At 41.5% G+C, this 17314-nt stretch carries 11 protein-coding genes; 1 reads left to right on the forward strand and 10 read right to left on the reverse strand.

Annotated elements, in window-relative coordinates; translation table 11 throughout:
- Positions 1-108: 108 nt before the first annotated feature.
- From M9899_02810 to lgt, 3 genes are all read right to left on the reverse strand, one after another.
- Positions 109-813: a hypothetical protein gene (locus M9899_02810; protein ID MCO5113086.1), complete on the reverse strand. Its 705-nt coding sequence runs from the start codon at positions 811-813 to the stop codon at positions 109-111.
- Between the two features lie 288 nt (positions 814-1101).
- Complete coding sequence (locus M9899_02815; protein MCO5113087.1) at positions 1102-3132, reverse strand: hypothetical protein; 2031 nt, start codon at positions 3130-3132, stop codon at positions 1102-1104.
- A 269-nt stretch (positions 3133-3401) separates the two neighbouring features.
- Positions 3402-4499 carry a prolipoprotein diacylglyceryl transferase gene (gene lgt / locus M9899_02820; protein MCO5113088.1) on the reverse strand — a complete coding sequence of 366 codons (1098 nt, stop codon included), beginning with the start codon at positions 4497-4499 and terminating at the stop codon, positions 3402-3404.
- Positions 4500-4545: 46 nt separating this feature from the next.
- Here lgt and M9899_02825 point away from each other — a divergent pair, with 46 nt between their 5' ends.
- Positions 4546-5136 (forward strand): Maf family protein, encoded by a 591-nt coding sequence (locus tag M9899_02825; protein MCO5113089.1) that lies wholly within the window; start codon positions 4546-4548, stop codon positions 5134-5136.
- A gap of 10 nt (positions 5137-5146) precedes the next feature.
- Here M9899_02825 and M9899_02830 read toward each other — a convergent pair whose 3' ends face one another.
- From M9899_02830 to cdd, 7 genes are all read right to left on the reverse strand, one after another.
- Positions 5147-5803 carry an HD domain-containing protein gene (locus M9899_02830; GenBank protein MCO5113090.1) on the reverse strand — a complete coding sequence of 219 codons (657 nt, stop codon included), beginning with the start codon at positions 5801-5803 and terminating at the stop codon, positions 5147-5149.
- 302 nt (positions 5804-6105) lie between these two features.
- A complete protein-coding gene (gene uvrA, locus M9899_02835; GenBank protein MCO5113091.1) occupies positions 6106-8706 on the reverse strand; it encodes an excinuclease ABC subunit UvrA in 2601 nt (866 codons plus the stop codon).
- Between the two features lie 79 nt (positions 8707-8785).
- A complete protein-coding gene (locus M9899_02840) occupies positions 8786-9355 on the reverse strand; it encodes a transcriptional repressor (protein ID MCO5113092.1) in 570 nt (189 codons plus the stop codon).
- 20 nt (positions 9356-9375) lie between these two features.
- The gene (gene folE2, locus M9899_02845; GenBank protein MCO5113093.1) at positions 9376-10296 is read right to left on the reverse strand and encodes a GTP cyclohydrolase FolE2; all 921 of its coding nucleotides are present in this window, start codon (positions 10294-10296) and stop codon (positions 9376-9378) included.
- Between the two features lie 534 nt (positions 10297-10830).
- Entirely contained in the window at positions 10831-15615 is a 4785-nt protein-coding gene (locus M9899_02850; protein ID MCO5113094.1) for a zinc-dependent metalloprotease, read from the reverse strand.
- Positions 15616-15664: 49 nt separating this feature from the next.
- Entirely contained in the window at positions 15665-16501 is an 837-nt protein-coding gene (locus tag M9899_02855; GenBank protein MCO5113095.1) for a hypothetical protein, read from the reverse strand.
- A gap of 275 nt (positions 16502-16776) precedes the next feature.
- Positions 16777-17202 (reverse strand): cytidine deaminase, encoded by a 426-nt coding sequence (gene cdd / locus M9899_02860; GenBank protein MCO5113096.1) that lies wholly within the window; start codon positions 17200-17202, stop codon positions 16777-16779.
- Positions 17203-17314: the final 112 nt, after the last annotated feature.

The following is a 17314-nucleotide window of genomic DNA, read 5'->3' on the forward strand; positions in this document are numbered from 1 at the left end:
ATATATGGTCGAAATGCGAGTTCGGCTTGGCATTCTTTTGCGAACGCAAAAGCATGCCAAACGTCACTGTCTGAGCATTTTGAGTATATATATCAATAGATAAGAATCTTAAGGCTGGGTGCCGTCGTAGTTATAGGCACACGAGTCTCTCAGACTCTCTGACCATAAATAGAATTTATCTTTAGGAATACCTGTACAACCTTTTGTTGTGGGCCCAGTGTTATAGGTGATAGGATGAAACGCCACACCTCTGGCTGAAGCATTTCTGTTTTTAGGCTCTAAGCCTGAGGTTTGAATATAATTAAATTTATTTCCGCGGGTATCTCTAAATATAGGCCATGTGTACCAAGCCCCATTTTCGCGGCGTCCATCGTACATGCCAAATCCGTTTAAACGCAAAAGACCTGAAGGAGACATATTAGATCCAGATTGATTACTAACACCTTTTCCTTGTCCCGTTTGAAACTGATCCACCTTAGTGTACTCACCGTTAGCACCTCTGCGTAGAATGTAAGTCATATTATTATCTGTTCCCGCACTGAGATCCGTAATTAAAATATAAGGTTTATTTAAACAGTCTTTAGAATACTTTGTAGCTGCTGCTTTAAAAGCCTTTGTGGCAGCCGCTAAGCCTCTTCCGCCACCTGAACCTGCGCTTCCAAGATCAATCTCGCCTACACCAGAGCGACCACAGAATAAACAAAATCCTGCTTCGGTTCCTGTGTTGCCAGGGTTTCTTCCTGCTCGTCCCCACGCCTCTGAGCCTAATACCATACAGCCCATCAATAAGAATAAAATAGATATACGAGTCATCTTAAGTCTTATATCGGGACGTTTTACTTGAATCTTAACTTTTAAGTGCGTCTCAGATTGAGACACTCTAAAAACTAGCCTCTAGTTGGTGTACCCTATTCGGTTTAACTTAAGTCAAAATCACAACGGGCTTTCCTAGCATCCTAATGCTGATGGGTATTATGTGGTGAGACACATGAATGGCAATACTCCTGGACGCGTGCTACAGTGGGTGTGGGCGCAAAAAAACACAAAAGGCCCATCAACACACGATGGCCTCATTGGGAAAGGGATTAGACACTTAAAATTTTATTCTACGCCTGAGCTGTCAGAAGGTCTATCCGAAGCAGGCACACTCATCAGAGGGTTATAGTCCTCTCTCTTACAAGAGATATTATAGAAAGAGAAATCTTTGTTCAAAGAAGCAATCTGTTCAAAAGGTTTTTTAGGGTTCACTTCAAAAGTTTTGGTTTGTTTATCCCCTGTGGCATCCCCTAATTGAGCATACAAAACCATTTTATTTCTATTGGCCTTAGCTTTATCTGCTTCACTGAGTTGGATATTGGCAAAGTCTGAAGTGTGCTTATCCATCATACGGATCGCTTCTTCGATCTTTTGGCGACCCTCAACAAGCAGCACACGCCCAGGAGTATTGCCATTCATGTGTCTCACCACATAATACCCATCAGCATTAGGACCGTAGATTTGAATTTGCAGATCAGTGGCCACATTAGACTCTAGTCTTACTGGCATGGTTATAGTTTTCACATGAGGCATACGCTGAGCCGATTCAAAACCAAATCCAAGACTGCACACTTTAGTTCGGTCATGACAGCTGATCGTATAACGATTCACTGCAGGTGCGGACTGAGAGACAAATCCAAGATGACCGTTTTGTAAAAATCTTGAGATGGCCTCATAACTGTCTTTTCTATCTTTTGTGACTTTTTCAATCACTTTATTTAAGGCATCATCATCCGAATAAGTCACCTGTCCCACAGAAAGCTTATAACATTTTTTATCATTTTTACTCATGGCCAGTACGGCATCACCTTGGTTAAGGCCAGAGCGCACTAGTCGTTCTATTGGAAGCAACTTACAATTTGGATTTTGATTCGTCAGATAGCTGAGATATTCAGGATTAGTACATGTAGACACAGGCACTTCTGCAGGAGCTGCTTCTGGCGCAGCCACAACTGCTGCGGCATCTTCAGGTTTAGCCTCATCCTCTTTAATCTCTTCAGCCGCTGGGCCTTGAGCCGTGCCATTGACTTTTACAGGTGTACTCGCCGTTAAAGTTTCACCACTTGTTGTCAGGAGCTTACTTTGAGGTACCATCAGTCGACGACGATCAAAACCATGAAGGAATTCAACCTCTCTCCATGTTTCACCATTGATAACTTCTGTTTTACCATCAGGAATGATTTTCACTCTTGCACCCTTAATCAAATCATAATTACCCGATTGAGAGGCTCCATTATTAGAAAGTATTTCCGCTTGTAAATTATCTTTTACCGCTAGAGTGATTCCTTCTAAAGCTTCTGTTGAATACTCTGCAAGCGCAGGACGAGGTTTAGGAATAGGAATTGGGGACGTAGCACCATCTGGAGTTTCTGGTTGCTCTCCAGCAGAGCTATCACCTGCTAAATCGACACTGATGTCATTACCAATATCTGAGGTGGCAGGAGGTGTAACGGTTTGACCTGTGGTGTCTGCAGGAGTCGCACCCGCTCCTTGTCCTTCTTCCACAACACCTTGAGCTTCAGACCCAGGCGCAGGCTTATAACCGTCTCCAAGATATCCTGCAGGCGAACTTACAGCCGCCCGATATAGATCTCTGTTCACATGATAAGGAGCCGCTTCACTACTAGGAGGAATGCCTTGAAGTGGTGTAGACAGATAGAGCCTTCTATAGGCATCAAAATTCTTTTCATAAAGAGACTGACTTGAACCCTCTTCATAAATATATCTAGCATCCGTGTAATAGGTCACACCGTTAATGACAATCGCCACTCCTGGCGTGTAGTACTTCACATCCGCATATTTATTTTCTAATATTGCAGGGCTTAGATTTTTAATTTCAACACTTTGATTATGACTTAAGAAAGTCGCATTTTCACTAAGCCCACCAGCTTTATCCCCTTGTTTCTCAGCATAGGGCTGATATTTAAAGGCAAGCAAAATATTATCTTGGTTTGTTACAGGTGGCAGAATGATTCTGTATTTAGGAGTGGTGTTAGACCAAGCACTCCAAGAGGAGAAGAATAACGTCAGCAGACAGACCACTCCTAAGAGTCTCTGATGCTGTTTTTTGAAATTCCACTGTATGCGTTTCATCATACTTTTCCCCACTTAATAACTATCCTACAAAAAAATTGGGGCTTCTGAAATACTTAGAAGTTCTACACGAGTAAAACTTCTGGACAAAATTTAAATGTGTAAGCACTTAAAACGCATTTAAAAGCACATAGGGTGATTTGTACTGTTTTGTCGCAACAAAAAAAATATTTTTTATGAAAAAAATGTTTCATTTTGAGACGTTTGAGATAAAAAACTTGAAAACGCTTTCACAATGTAGGCTTCGCACCCGCCCATTTTGCAGTTTTAGCCTAATTACGCTTCGTCCACCCACCTAAAGGTTGATTTTTTCTCGTCAATGAGAACCACATCAACAGAGCCGCAGCAGCCACCATGGCCACACTCAGCCACTGTCCTCGTGTCAGACCAAGAAGTTGAAATCCAATGTTAGAGTCTGGCATCCTGAACTGTTCCCCAGCAATACGAGCGAAGGCATATAAAAAGCCAAAACTTGCTGCAATCACACCTGGCTTACGGGGCACCCACCAGATAAGATTTAAAATCACAAATACCAAAAGCCCCTCTAAAATAGCTTGATAAAGCTGCGAAGGATGACGTGCTGTAAGTATATGCTGTAAGGCTTCAAGCACTTGAGCATTGCCCTTCATCGCTTCCATCTGAACATGATCAACAAATTGATTCACACTCCAGTTTGCATGCAGATTGATACGATAGTTGTTCACCCACTCCGTCCACTGTTCAGGAGTCGCTAACATAGTTTGCTCTCCATTTTCACCACGAATTTTTAAAGGGGACAACTTAGTGACCAAATCCCCTAAAGACAAAAGACTTTGAGGTGAGTAATACGTCCACTCTTTGAGCTCTTGAGGGAACTTCACCGCCCACTTCACCGCAGACTCAACGGGGCGACCATATAATTCCCCGTTAATAAAGTTAGCAATACGACCAAAGAAAAAACCTAAAGATCCCCCAAGGACTGTGATATCTAAACAATGCAAAACATTTAATTTATGTTTACGTGCAAACAAAAAGCAGGCCACAGACACACCAATGATTCCCCCATGGCTAGCCATGCCTCCTTTATGCACCTCTAAGACCCCCCAAAAAGGAAATCCTGAATGAAACTCTAGGAACAAATGAGGAGCATAGAACAGGCAATACCCTAATCTTCCACCAATAAAAATCCCAAAGGCCATCCAGGTGGCAAAATCTGCTAAAACCTCAGCCTTGATCTCCATCCTGCCTAATTTGATCATCTTCATGATGATAAAATACCCCAGAATGATCCCTGCCAAATAAGCTAGGCCATACCAGCGGATTCCCATAGTTTCAGTAAATTGTAAGGCAAACGGATTTATATGATGTACATAAGCATTGAAGTTTTCCATACCAATAATATTGACCTAACAAAGGCTCACTGGCAACTTGTGACTCATGAAAGTCATCTTAGCCAGCCAATCTCCCTATCGTCGTGCCCTCCTAGAGGCTTATGGCCTTGCCATCACTTGCATCTCACCTCTTGCTGACGAAGAGGTCCTTAAAAATGAGCTACTGAGAGTCTCTACACCACCTCAAGAGATAGGACTCAGACTAGCAGAAGCCAAAGCCTTATCGGTTCTAGAAACACAGTCTACCAACTGTGTGGTGATTGGCGGAGACCAACTGTGTGTCTTTAAAGATGAGATTTTAAATAAACCAGGAACTTTTTTGAAAAATGTAGAGCATCTGCGAAAGCTTCAGGGGCAGTCCCATCAACTGATCACGTGTGTATGTATAGCAAGCTCCACACATAAAGTGACCTTTGCGGACATCACCACACTCACAATGAAAGCCTTAACAGATGAAGAGATCAAAGACTATGTCACCAAAGATCAACCCATGGACTGTGCGGGAGGATATAGATACGAGCTTGATGGACACCTTTTGTTTGAAAGTGTGGTCAGCCAAGATCTTACAGCCATCCAAGGCCTGCCCTTACAACAGACCCTAGAAACCCTGCGCTCAGAATTTCAACTTCACATTTAGTGATTTATGACTAAGAGGCGACCTTAAGCAGGCTATGTGCGATCTGCTCGCCCTCTTTAATATTTTTAATCTCTTGGTTCCAAGATTGATAAGATTCAATATAGACCTTAACTAAAGTTTCATCAAACTGAGTGCCCACACATCTTTTGATCTCTTCTAACACACGATCCATAGACATGCCTTTTCTATAGGGGCGCGTGCTCACCATGGCATCAATAGCGTCCACTAAAGTGATCACTCTGACTTCCATACTGATGTCTTTAGATTTAAGACCATAGGGGTAGCCTAGACCATCTAGACGTTCGTGATGCAGTTCCACACCAGGAGCTACATCTTGAAAAAACGGATCATCCAATAGAGGTTTAATGATTTGCAAACTTTTTACAGGATGCATCTTCATCATGTGAATCTCTTCAGCACTAAGTTTAGCAGGTTTAAATAAAATTTGATCAGGAATACCCACTTTACCTACATCATGCAGTAGGCCCGAATACTCCAGAATATTTTGAGTGTACTCATCCATACCTGCTGACTTGCCAAGTAGTCTTGCATTTCTCCCCACACGACAACAGTGATAAAATGTATGCGGATCTTTTGCTTTTAAAGTTTCCAGAATGGCTCTGACTGCATTAAATGCCCAGCTTGGAATCTCTTTCCCACTACTCACAACGTTTCTCCCCAATCTAGGCTTATCTTTTTATTTATTATGTTCATATACCTAGTTTTTAGCGCTTGATAAGACCTTGGTATGACTGTCTATCACCCTGATGTCTTATGTAAACCTATCGGGTTTTTACGAAGAATTACTTTAAATAAAAATCACAATCTTTAGCGTAGAATTTCAATTTTTCTCAAAATTAGACACTTTTATTTACTGGCGTTTTCATCTTATTTGCAACTCGAGTTGGGGCGCAAATTTTGGGGAAAGAACAACCCAATAAACACCAACTGTTATAAAAGTGCTTTTGTTTAAAGTAGCTGTTTTAAGAATTGGGCTGTCACACTGTTTTTAGAAAGAAGCATGTCTTCTGGTGTACCTTGAAATAAAAGCTCTCCCCCACTTTCACCACCTTCGGGGCCAAGCTCGATCAAAGTGTCGCAATTTTTAAGAAGGTCTAAATTGTGCTCAATGACCACCACAGTATTTCCTTGATCTGTCAGACGATGCAATAGCTCCACAAGCTTTTTGATGTCCTCAAAATGCAAACCTGTTGTGGGCTCGTCTAAGATATAAAATGTTTTACCCGTGGCACGTTTTGAGAGTTCTTTACTGAGCTTCACTCTTTGCGCCTCACCCCCTGAAAGGGTCAAAGAGCTTTGTCCTAAACGCAAATAACCCAAACCTACTTCGTCAAGGGTTTTCAGTTTTTCATAAATCTTAGTGTGGTTCTGAAAAAAGTCTGCCGCATCTTTGACAGACATCTCTAACACATCACCAATGCTTACACCTTTGTACTTCACACTTAGAACGCTACTGTTATAACGTTTGCCATAGCAACTTTCACAGGGCACATACACATCACTTAAGAAGTGCATCTCCACTTTGACCTGTCCATGTCCCATACAGGTTTCGCAACGGCCCCCTTTGACATTAAAACTAAAATGTCCAGGCTTAAAACCACGAATCTTAGCTTCAGGAAGTCTAGCGTATAAATCCCTCACCAAAGGAAAAACACCCACATAGGTGGCAGGTGTAGAACGTGGAGTACGACCAATAGGTTTTTGATTGATCTGAATGACCTTATCTAAAGCCTCATAGCCTTCAATACTTGCAAAGGGTTGAGCACTCTTTTTAAATCCATACACTTTTTCTGACAAAGCAGGGTAAAGCGTATCAATGATCAAGGTGCTTTTTCCACTTCCAGAAATTCCAGCCACACCAATCAGATGCCCTAACGGAAATTCCACATCTATATTTTTTAAGTTATGTCCATGCGCCTTGGTGATTTTAATTTGTCCTTTGCCTATTGCGCGTCTTTGCTCAGGCACTTCAATTTTTTTAGACCCTGATAGATATTGTCCTGTAAGACTCTCTTGATGTTTAGCAATCTCTTGCAAAGTCCCTTGGGCCATCACTTGCCCGCCATACTCTCCAGCACCTGGTCCTAAATCGACAATATGATCGGCAGAGCGCATGGTGTCCTCATCATGCTCGACGACAATCACGGTGTTTCCGTGTTCTTTGATGTCATTGAGAAGCTTGAGTAATTTGTGATGATCTCTAGGGTGCAGTCCAATCGAAGGTTCGTCTAGAACATAAAGCACACCCACCATCGAAGATCCCAGTTGTGTTGCCAGACGGATTCTTTGGCTTTCACCACCTGATAAAGTGGCAGACCTTCTGGCCAAAGAAAGATATCCTGTCCCAATTTGACTTAAGTAATTTAATCTCCCCAAAAGCTCTTCAATGATCTTTTCCGCCACCACTTCCGAGCGGCCTTGCAGTTTGAGATTTTTAAAAAATTCAAGCAAGCGATTGATAGAAATACTTGAAAGATCAGCAATGTTTTTATCACCGATAAAGACACTCCGAGCACGCTCATTTAAACGTGTCCCTTCACAACTTGGACAAGCTTCAAACTCCCATGACAGCTCATCCTCTTCGTCCTCAAATTCTTCTTGAGTTTGTTTTTTTGTTTTTACACGATATCTTGTGATTTGGCTTTTTTGGCCATCTTGGGAGTCCACCACATAGGTGTCCTCTTCGATCTCTTTGGTACCAAGACCTCGGCAGTCCTCACACGCTCCTCTGGGATTATTAAAACTAAAATGGTTAGGATCTAATTCTGGAAAACTGTAACCACATTCAGGACACGAGGATTGCAAAGAGAATAGTTCTTTTTTATTTTCGTCTATAAACTCTATGGAAACCACACCATTTGTCAGATCAAAGGCTCTTGCAAGACTGCTTTTGATTCTTAAGCGGTATTTTTCTTCTACTTTTAATTGGTCTGCCAAAACATCAATATTATGAGGTTTAGTTTTAGCTAGCTTGGTCACATCGGCAATCTCTTGCCATTCACCATCAATAAAAGCTCTGACAAAACCTTTGGACTCCCAGTATCTGAGTTCTTTTTGAAACTCTCCTTTTTTTTGCTGGGCCACGGGAGCCATCACACGAATCTTTTTGCCCGCATGTTGAGTCAACAGTTGTCCAATGATCTCTTCTTCATTTGAAGCCTTCACTTCAATATGATGCACAGGACATTTTGGAACTCCTACACGCGCAAATAAAAGTCTTAAGAAGTCATACACTTCCGTGATGGTTCCCACTGTCGATCTGGGGCTTGCCCCAATGGTCTTTTGATCAATGGCAATCGCAGGTGAAAGGCCATAAATGGATTCCACCTCAGGTTTTTTAAATTGCATCATGTACTGTCTAGAGTAGCTAGAAAGCCCCTCTAAAAAACGACGCTGGCCTTCGGCATAGATGGTGTCAAACGCCAAAGAGGACTTTCCACTGCCACTCAGTCCTGTGATCACAACAAGACTGTTTTTAGGAATACTTAAACTTATATCTTTAAGATTGTGCTCTCTAGCGCCATTGATGGAAATTGTATTTTTAGACAACGAATGCTCCCTTAATCAAAGACATAAAACTCTCTGACTCTCACATTCTCATTTAAATTCTTAAAGTTCAAACAAAGGCTTAGTAACCTTGATCCTCTTGATGCTGTTTACGACACTCTGGGCTGTTGCAGACACCATAAAGTTCTAACACGTGGCTGGTTAAAATGAAGTTGTTCTTTTTAGCTGTTTCTTCTTGCAAACGCTCAATTTCAGCGTTTTCAAACTCCACAATTTTGCTGCAATACACACAAGTTAAGTGATCATGGTGACTCTTCGGAGTCAATTCGTAACGAGCAGGCAAACCACCCATTCTGACTTCAGTCACATAGTTATTTTCTGTCAATTTTCTTAAAAAACGATAGACTGTGGCAAAACCAATTTCGGGATACTTCTCGTTTACGATCTCATACACTTCTTGGGCCGTAACGTGGGCTTGTCCCATATTTAAAGCCTCAAGAATGGCCATTCTTTGCTTGGTCACTTTTAGGCTCATCTCGCGAATGATGCGTTTAACTCCTGCACCATCAAGTCTTTCTCTTGAAACCAACTCTTCTTTCGGGTTTTGCTCACCACGAATTAAAGAGGGTAAACTGTCTACCGTACTTACATACTGTTCTTGTTCGTGAAAACCTTTATATACATTGGCCATATTCTTGTCCCTTCAATAAATTAAATTCTTACACCAAACTTTGACACTTCACTGACGGCATTGTGCGCATGCAGACTCTCTAAGTGTTCTACTCTTAGCCAGAAATCCTGAATTCCTTCAGCGGATGACAAGGCGGAATAGATCTTTCTGGCGGCATCTTCACAAAACATTAAGTTTTGTCCGTTAAGTCTTGCGAATTCTTGTTCATCTTCACGCTTCACGGCTGTCTGTACAGGAGTTTTGAGTGTGCCTTCAATTAAATCTACAAACGGCATGATCTGAAGATCTTGGCCATCTTGAATTTTTAATCTCAAATGCGCTACACTTCGTTGAGCATGAGGTGTGGCAGCAATAGATTTTTCTTCTGTCAGCCACTGAGCCACATCAGCCACTGAAACTGTTTCTCTGTCACTAAACTCAGATTCCCACTGCTTCTTGATCAATTGTCTGGCCAGAGCGGCAGAGCAAGGGCATGTGCTTGAGTACAACACTTTAAAATCTAACACTTGAGTGACTTCACCACTTTCGCTTAGCTCCCATTCCATACGAATGGGATAATGTCTTAGACCTGCCAGATCGCTCATCAAAGCCTTTCTTTTAGCAGGCAAACTGAACTCCAAAGAGATACGAGCCTTATCACTAACTCCACCCTGGCTTTCCACCATGTCCGCCAAAAGGGTTTTGATCTCTTTTAAAGTTAAAGTGTTCGACTCAAAGGCGCGAGTAGCTAGTAGGTACACTCGAGACATGTGAATGCCTTTAGCACTTGGATTTTTAAGATTCACAAAGATATTGGCAATAGCGGGAAGTTGGTTGAACTTTTGAGACCCTTCAGAATGGTTTAAAAGGACTTCCACAGCACCCATGCCCACCCAGTCCAATGCAAGGCTTACGTTTGCCTTTTGGAGGTTAGTGACATCAGGCATGCTTTCTTTCGACACGGATAAGATCCTCACTGTGTATCCCTTTACTAAACCTTAACGGTTTTAAACACAAGTTAAATACAAGTCATTGTAAGGTAGCTTTCATTAAGCTTTTAATTCTGGCTAAAACTGGTTTAAACCCCTTACTTTGTGACCTTCTAACCCTGATTTTAAGAATCGTCATCAAAAAAGCCTCATTAAAATCGTTTTTACGCACAGCTGTCTGTAATTTTGATCCTAATTCTCAATGTGTGTGCTCGAATAGCCACAGTCTTTGTAAAAGGGCACCCACAGCCCTTTCTTTGAACGTCTAAACTCTATAGCGCACTCTACTCCTACCCATGGAAGGACAAGAAATTACAAAAAAAGAGGGCACAAGCAAGATAGGACGCTCACTCTAGGCGATCCACATCCTCCGGCTCTTCTGCTTCATGGGGGCACAAACCAAAAAAAAAAAGAGCCCCAACTTACGGTTGAGGCTTTTTATATTATTCAATTTTTAAGACCATTTTACTCAAAATAGGTCTCCTACTCGAAACCTATCTTTTTATCTTAGTTGAGCTTTCTCATTCTTTCGTAGTAAGCACCACGAAGTTTAGAGTACTTTTCTGTGCCCATGATACGATCCACATAAGCTTCTGCACTTAACTTTTCAGCATAAGTTCTAGGATCTTCATTCATGATTCTCACAAGGCCAGGGTTCACATCGGCGTTGTTTAAAGCAGCTAGCTCAAGGATTTGTCCTACATACTCAGACAAACCTGAATCGTACACTAGGATAGATCTTAATAAGTTCGCTTGAGAGATGTACTCTTCTTGGTTGGACTCAAAGTCTAACTTAGCAAGAGTTGCTGTCTCAATGATGTTTTTGATCTTAGCATCAATCTCTTTAGTGATACGAGCACCGATGGCTTTACTTGGAATCACCGCCACATAGTTAGGATCGCCAAGAGCTTGCTTTAACGCACCTTCGGCTTGTTTAAAGAATCCTGCCATATCTTGATTCATCTGAGCAAGTAAGTTGTTCAGCTGAGTCTGGAACTCTGTCACATCTTCATTCGCTGCCACACCTGCCTCAATACGGTCAGTCAGTGGTTTAAGCGCAAGCAGATACACACCAATCTCTGGAACTAAAAGCTCAAAAGCTAAGTTCACAAAGTATGGGTCTTCTTGAGCTTCAATGAACTTCATCACCGCATTACTGAATGCCAAGTAATCTTCTGCTGTAAGCGCTGAAGCATCCGCAGGAAGTTGGAAGACCAGAGGAGTAATACCACCTACGATTCCACCTTTAAGGGCCGCAGCGGTAGGCACAGGTAAAGCTCCTGTGTTGATCGTGTTTGCCACTTCATAGAATTTATTAACTAGGAACAAGGAAACAATGTTCTCTCTTCTGATGATCAACATCTGTCCTGAGTTCAGAGGTAAAACTTGTCCACCCTCTTTACGTACTTGCTCTAGCAAAGCAGGAGAACCTTGCTCCACAAAGCGTCCGTATCTTGTTGTACGTGAACTGTTGTTCACATAAGGGTTGTTAGCTCCATTCTCAAGAAGAGACCAAAGCGTTAAAAGTACAGGTCTTTCCATTTCATAGTTCTGAGCAAAAAGAGCCGCGTCTTCTGGCAATTGGTGACCCAATTTACGAATGGCATCAGTAAGCTCAACACCGTTGACGATACGGTTTAAAACTAAGCCTTCAAATTCTAAGAATAAATCTGGCTCATCAAGCATGTTCGGGAAGACTTTTTGTAAGAATCCTGGAACACCACCATCACGAGAGATGATGTTAAACATCGCTTGCACACGGTCCACAAACGTACCAATCACATCAATAGGTTCGTTGATCGCTTCACGACCATCTAGCATGAACTTGTAGTTATTCAGAGCAAAACCTACGTCGCCCACATACTGTAAACGGCCATCGCTTTCTATAAAGTCCTTAACAATGCCTTCTGCATCTTCACAGCTTGCAATTTTGGCTTTAGGGAAACGATGTCTTAATTGAGTTCTGATCTTTTCAAGCTCGATGGCTTTTAAAGAACCTAATTCTTTATCCAAAGCCACACAGTACTTGTTTTCAAGTAAGGTTACAGACTTAAAGAAATCAAAAATCTTACGTCTGACTTTTAAGTAGTCTTTTCCTTCAAAGTTAGGATCGTTCTCTAACTTTGCAAGCAATTGAGCGTACTGTTCAGGAGTGTAGTTTTCTAAGTACTCTTTTCCTGAACCTAAATAGTCAGCAAGTTTGAAGCGCCATTCATTATAAAAACGGTGCAAACTTTGTAAACGCATAGCACGTGACATATAGCCAGTGGAAGCCGCTACGTAACGGTCGTAACGATTACCTGTTAAAACTAAAGACTCATAGAACTGGTTAATAATGTCATCCACTGACTCTTCTGGTGTTGTACCATAGTCATGCAGCTGACACATTGGATCTAGGTTCATGTGAGCATGTTCGTCCGTACAGAATCTGTAGTCACGAATCTTCCATCTGTTAGCCTGAGCATTTTCTTGGATACTCCCTTGAGCACCTGGAGATGTATCAATCACTCCGTTATTCAACTCTACAAGAGTTCCAGAGTTTGCTGCACCTGTAGACTCAAGCTCTACTTTGTTAGCGTAACCATACCGGATGGCTGCGATGTCGTAGTGACCAGGATAGAAAAGTCTATCTTTGTCTGAAGGAACGTAATCCATCACAGATGAACTTTTTGGAAGATCGTTATCAGAAGCCACGTCAATATTATATAACTGCTTAACTTCTGCTTTTGTGAAGAAGTTCTTTTTGTCTGAAGACGCAAAGAAGTTATGACGAAGACCCAAGTTATGTCCCAATTCGTGAACGATGGTTGCCATCACCTTTTCAGGGATAAGTCTAGCCATACACTTACGAACCACAGGATACTCTTCAGCAGAAGTCACAGAAGGAACTTGTCCTTGTGCTGTGGCTGCTTTTTTCATTTGAACAAACTCTAAAACTTCAGGGCAACGAGTCTCAATGTCCTTAGTTAAGTTGTTCATCGTAGCAAGAGCTGAATTCTCAGCAGAGAAATAACGGTTGAAGAACTCAGGTCTGTATTTTTGTACAAACTGTGCTCTGTCAAAAGCATCTTTATAGCTTTCAATAGGACCTACATTGATGCGGTCGCCAGAAACAAGTCTGTCGTTTGTCGCGATATGATCACTGACCAACTGCAACTTTTTCATCTCTAAAGAATTAGCATTAAAATTACCAGCTTCAAACATGTTCACAGGGTCTAATGGACCGTAACCATTTAAGGCCGCTAATTTTGGCAAGTTGTTCACATTTAGATCTTTCATGAAGTGACCAAAGTGGTATTGACTTGCAATAAACTTTTTAAGTTTTTCTGGCAACAGGCGTCCCATTAAGTTATAGGGGTTACCAGCAGACACTGTTTCACCTAAGATCGTGCTGTTCGTCACAATGTTAGCATCTAAACGGTTAGAGCTGTCTGTGAACACACCCAATCTACTTTTGATAAAGGTACGCACTTCACTACTGATGATACTTCTAAATGGTGCCAAGTGAACGTTCATCGTCGTGTTCACAACTTCACCACTGTAAGGGTCGATCAAAGAAGGTCCCACACCTAATAAGTTACTAGATTGAATTGAATCAATCAGGTTCAGCGTATGGAACTCAAGATCTCCCAGAGGGGCATCAAAACAGTCGCCATTGGCATCTACTTCTTTAAGAACCACACGGCTCTTTGCACCAGCAGCTTGGAACGCGGCATCCCAGTATTGAACGGAACGACGACCGATCTCTCTGTAGTTGATGTTAAAATCAGTATCCACCATATCTTTTAATGATAAGTCGCCAGTTTGACGGCATCGACCATTAAGATCTTTCGGGGTTAAACTTGAGAAATAAAACACAATGTCTTTCTCAGGGTTATGTCTTTGAATAAGAACGTTCTTTTCAAAGTCTTCTTCTCTGTAATCTTGCTCTGGTCTTGGAATACGAGTTCTGTTGGCAGTAAAGAAACCAAACTGCTCACGATCACGCTTATAGTGACGACGAGGAGTATAACCTCTGTCATCTGCTCTTAAGAAAGAGTACTTCCATAAACGCCCAGAAGCCACATCTTCAAGAGTGAATGAAAAGCTATTGTTTGCAAATTTCACTTGCTTTAAGGCCCCTGTAGCTGTGTTTCCAAAGCCTACTAGAGGGTTAAACATAGATTCAAGTCTAGTTCTTAAAGTCGAAATATTCTCAAATGAAATATCAATGTACGGAGCACTCTCTAAATTCGTGTCATCAATAGTGATCTCTTGAAGCTGAGCCATGCTGCCCGTCTCAGCGATTTTATAATTTCTGCCCATTGCAGGAAAAGAGATCACAGGTGTTAAGTTCAATGTATTTTCTGTGCTTAACTCTTCATCAATAGCAATATTGTAACCTTTAAGTGTTCCCGCAGTTCTAAAAAATTTAATTTTAGAAGCAGGTCTGAAGTTTAAGTCATAGGCTCCATAGATTTGACCAATGGCCGTTTCCATACCAGGTTGTGAGTCCACAACACTCTCAGAGAAGTACCATTCGCCATTAAAGTACTCAGAAGGATAAACGTCCTTTTTATTTTCAATTCTGTTAAACTTCACAAAGCTATCTGGATTTAATGTGATGTAGTCTGCACATGTGCGACAGTTGGTCTTTAAAGAACCATCTTCATTAAACTGCATCTCTGCGTCGACCAAACGGAATTGGTTTGTAGGATCATTGTCGTTATTAAGAATCTTGGTCTTCTTTTGAGGATTGATCGCATATCCACCAAGTGGAACCGCATAGGTGTCATCACCTAAGTAATCCGCATACGGCATCTCGTAGTGAGAGATTTCTTTTTTCGATACCAGCTTCATCACCACCAAACGGTTAGGAGTCAATTTGTATTTGATTTTATAAGTTTTATTAGGCTCACCCAAGAAGTCCACGACATCAGTGAATTTTGTCAATAAAGGCGCATCTGTATTGAACTGAACTTTGTTCAAGTAACGAATCGCATCTAAATCCGAATCAATCACCACATCTCCCGCCAATGACATCCCCGCAGGAGTAGGCTCACCAAATGTTTGCGCATTGTACTGGCCGCCGTAATCGAAATGCTCTAGAACAGGTCGCTCTACACTTGTGGGACTGACGTTTCCAGCAGTGTTTGTGTTCACAACATACATGCCCTGAATGGACTTAACGTCGATGGCACGTCCTACTTTCACGCTTGCTCTAAGACCTTGTTCATCTTGGTTTGGGTGTTGTTTTACACAACCAGATAGAACCATAGCTACAATTGATAATGTGAGTGCTATATATTTCATTCTTTCTTTTCCTCTTTTAAAATCCTTTTTCCTTTAAACCCTTAAAAACCTAAAACATATAAATCGCGCCCAATCCTGTTTGAACTGTGTCGTCATCAAACAAGGAGTTGGTGGTGATCACCCGATCACGCCAGCTAGCAAAAGCCAAAACACTGAACTGAGGATTGATTTGATAAATCACATTCGAAGATAGACCTTGCATCAGTCTTGCTGTCCCCGAATAGTCCCATGAGTTCATAACAAAACCTGATAAAGTGGCAGAAATCTCTTTCCACACTTGCGCTCTGACAGTCCCCATCAGTCTTAGAGACACGGGGTTGTTTCTGTTATACCCAAATACATCTGCGGTTTCATATCTGTGATAACTTAAAAATAAAGTAGGTGCGGCAATAAAGGTAAAACGCCCTTTGCTGGTCACCGCATTAAGTGTACCAGCGACCATCCCAAAAGAATTAGCGTTTCTAGATGCGCCCGATACTGGCGCAAGATAAGTCACACGAGACGACACATTGAACTTAGATTTACCCACAGTAAAATCAAAAAGAAGAGGTGATGTGTAAGTCAAAGAAGGGTCACCCAATTCCCATGGATCTTTATTGGCAGTGTCTAAATCTAAAGGGTGGATGTAATCCGCACTAAAGGTCAACGAGCCTTTATCCAGCAAATACGTCGCAGAAGCAGCGTAGTACACATAAGTTTCAGAAAACTCTTGCATGGCTCGTCCTGCTTGAGTCATTACACTTAAAGACCATCTGTCTTTGACTACTTTTTCAATAGACTTACGATAGTTGGGAGACGTCGGGTCATTGGGGTCACTCGCAAATGCCATGATCGACCACATGCCGACAATAAGAAGTAAAACTGTGTTTTTTATTAAATTCTTCATCCCCAAATTTTCTTCGCCCCTCGGCTTCTAAAAAGTGCTGACTTTGTGCACTCTTGAAATTGATAAATCACTACAAACACACGCAACACCTAGACTTTCATCGTGGTGCCAATTTAAGACCGAAAATTACAAGTTATTGATTCATTAGGCAAAGATTCATTTTCAGAAATTTGTATTTTTGTACTTTTTTTGTGGCGCAGCATAAGCAACGCTTATATAATCAATAATTAACACCATAGAAATACAGTATTTTTAAGACTCTACATAAGATTTTCTTACAGCTCAAAGGGATGGGGCAAAAAATCTGTCCATTTTTTATGCAAAATTATGCCCTGAGAATTGGCAATTAAAAGCGGTGCTTCTTTAGGCATAAACTCCGAAAGCACTTGCAAACACATACCACAAGGCACATCCCCTTGTGGCGTAGAGGTGACTAAACACAAAGCTTCAATGTCTTGTGCTTTTTCTCCTTCAGATAAAGCCTTCCACACCGCCACACGTTCAGCACACACCGTAGCTCCATAACTTGCATTTTCGATATTGCATCCAGAGTATACTTTTCCATTTTTAAATTTCACAGCTGCACCCACCTTAAATTTTGAATATTTAGCATAGGCCATCTGTTGCGCTTGAAGGGCAATTTCAAATAACTCTTGATACTCCATATCTCCACCTTTACTGGGGTTTGCCCACTTGCACATCCGTTGTCTTTATAGTTTAGGTTCCTTATAAACTCTAAAGTTGATTTTATACACTTTAACTTTTCAAAGCCTTCAAACCATCTAGTTTTTATCTTACCTGAATGATAAACTA

It is taken from the genome of Pseudobdellovibrionaceae bacterium, assembly GCA_023954155.1.
Classification (GTDB): Bacteria; Bdellovibrionota; Bdellovibrionia; order Bdellovibrionales; family UBA1609; genus JAMLIO01.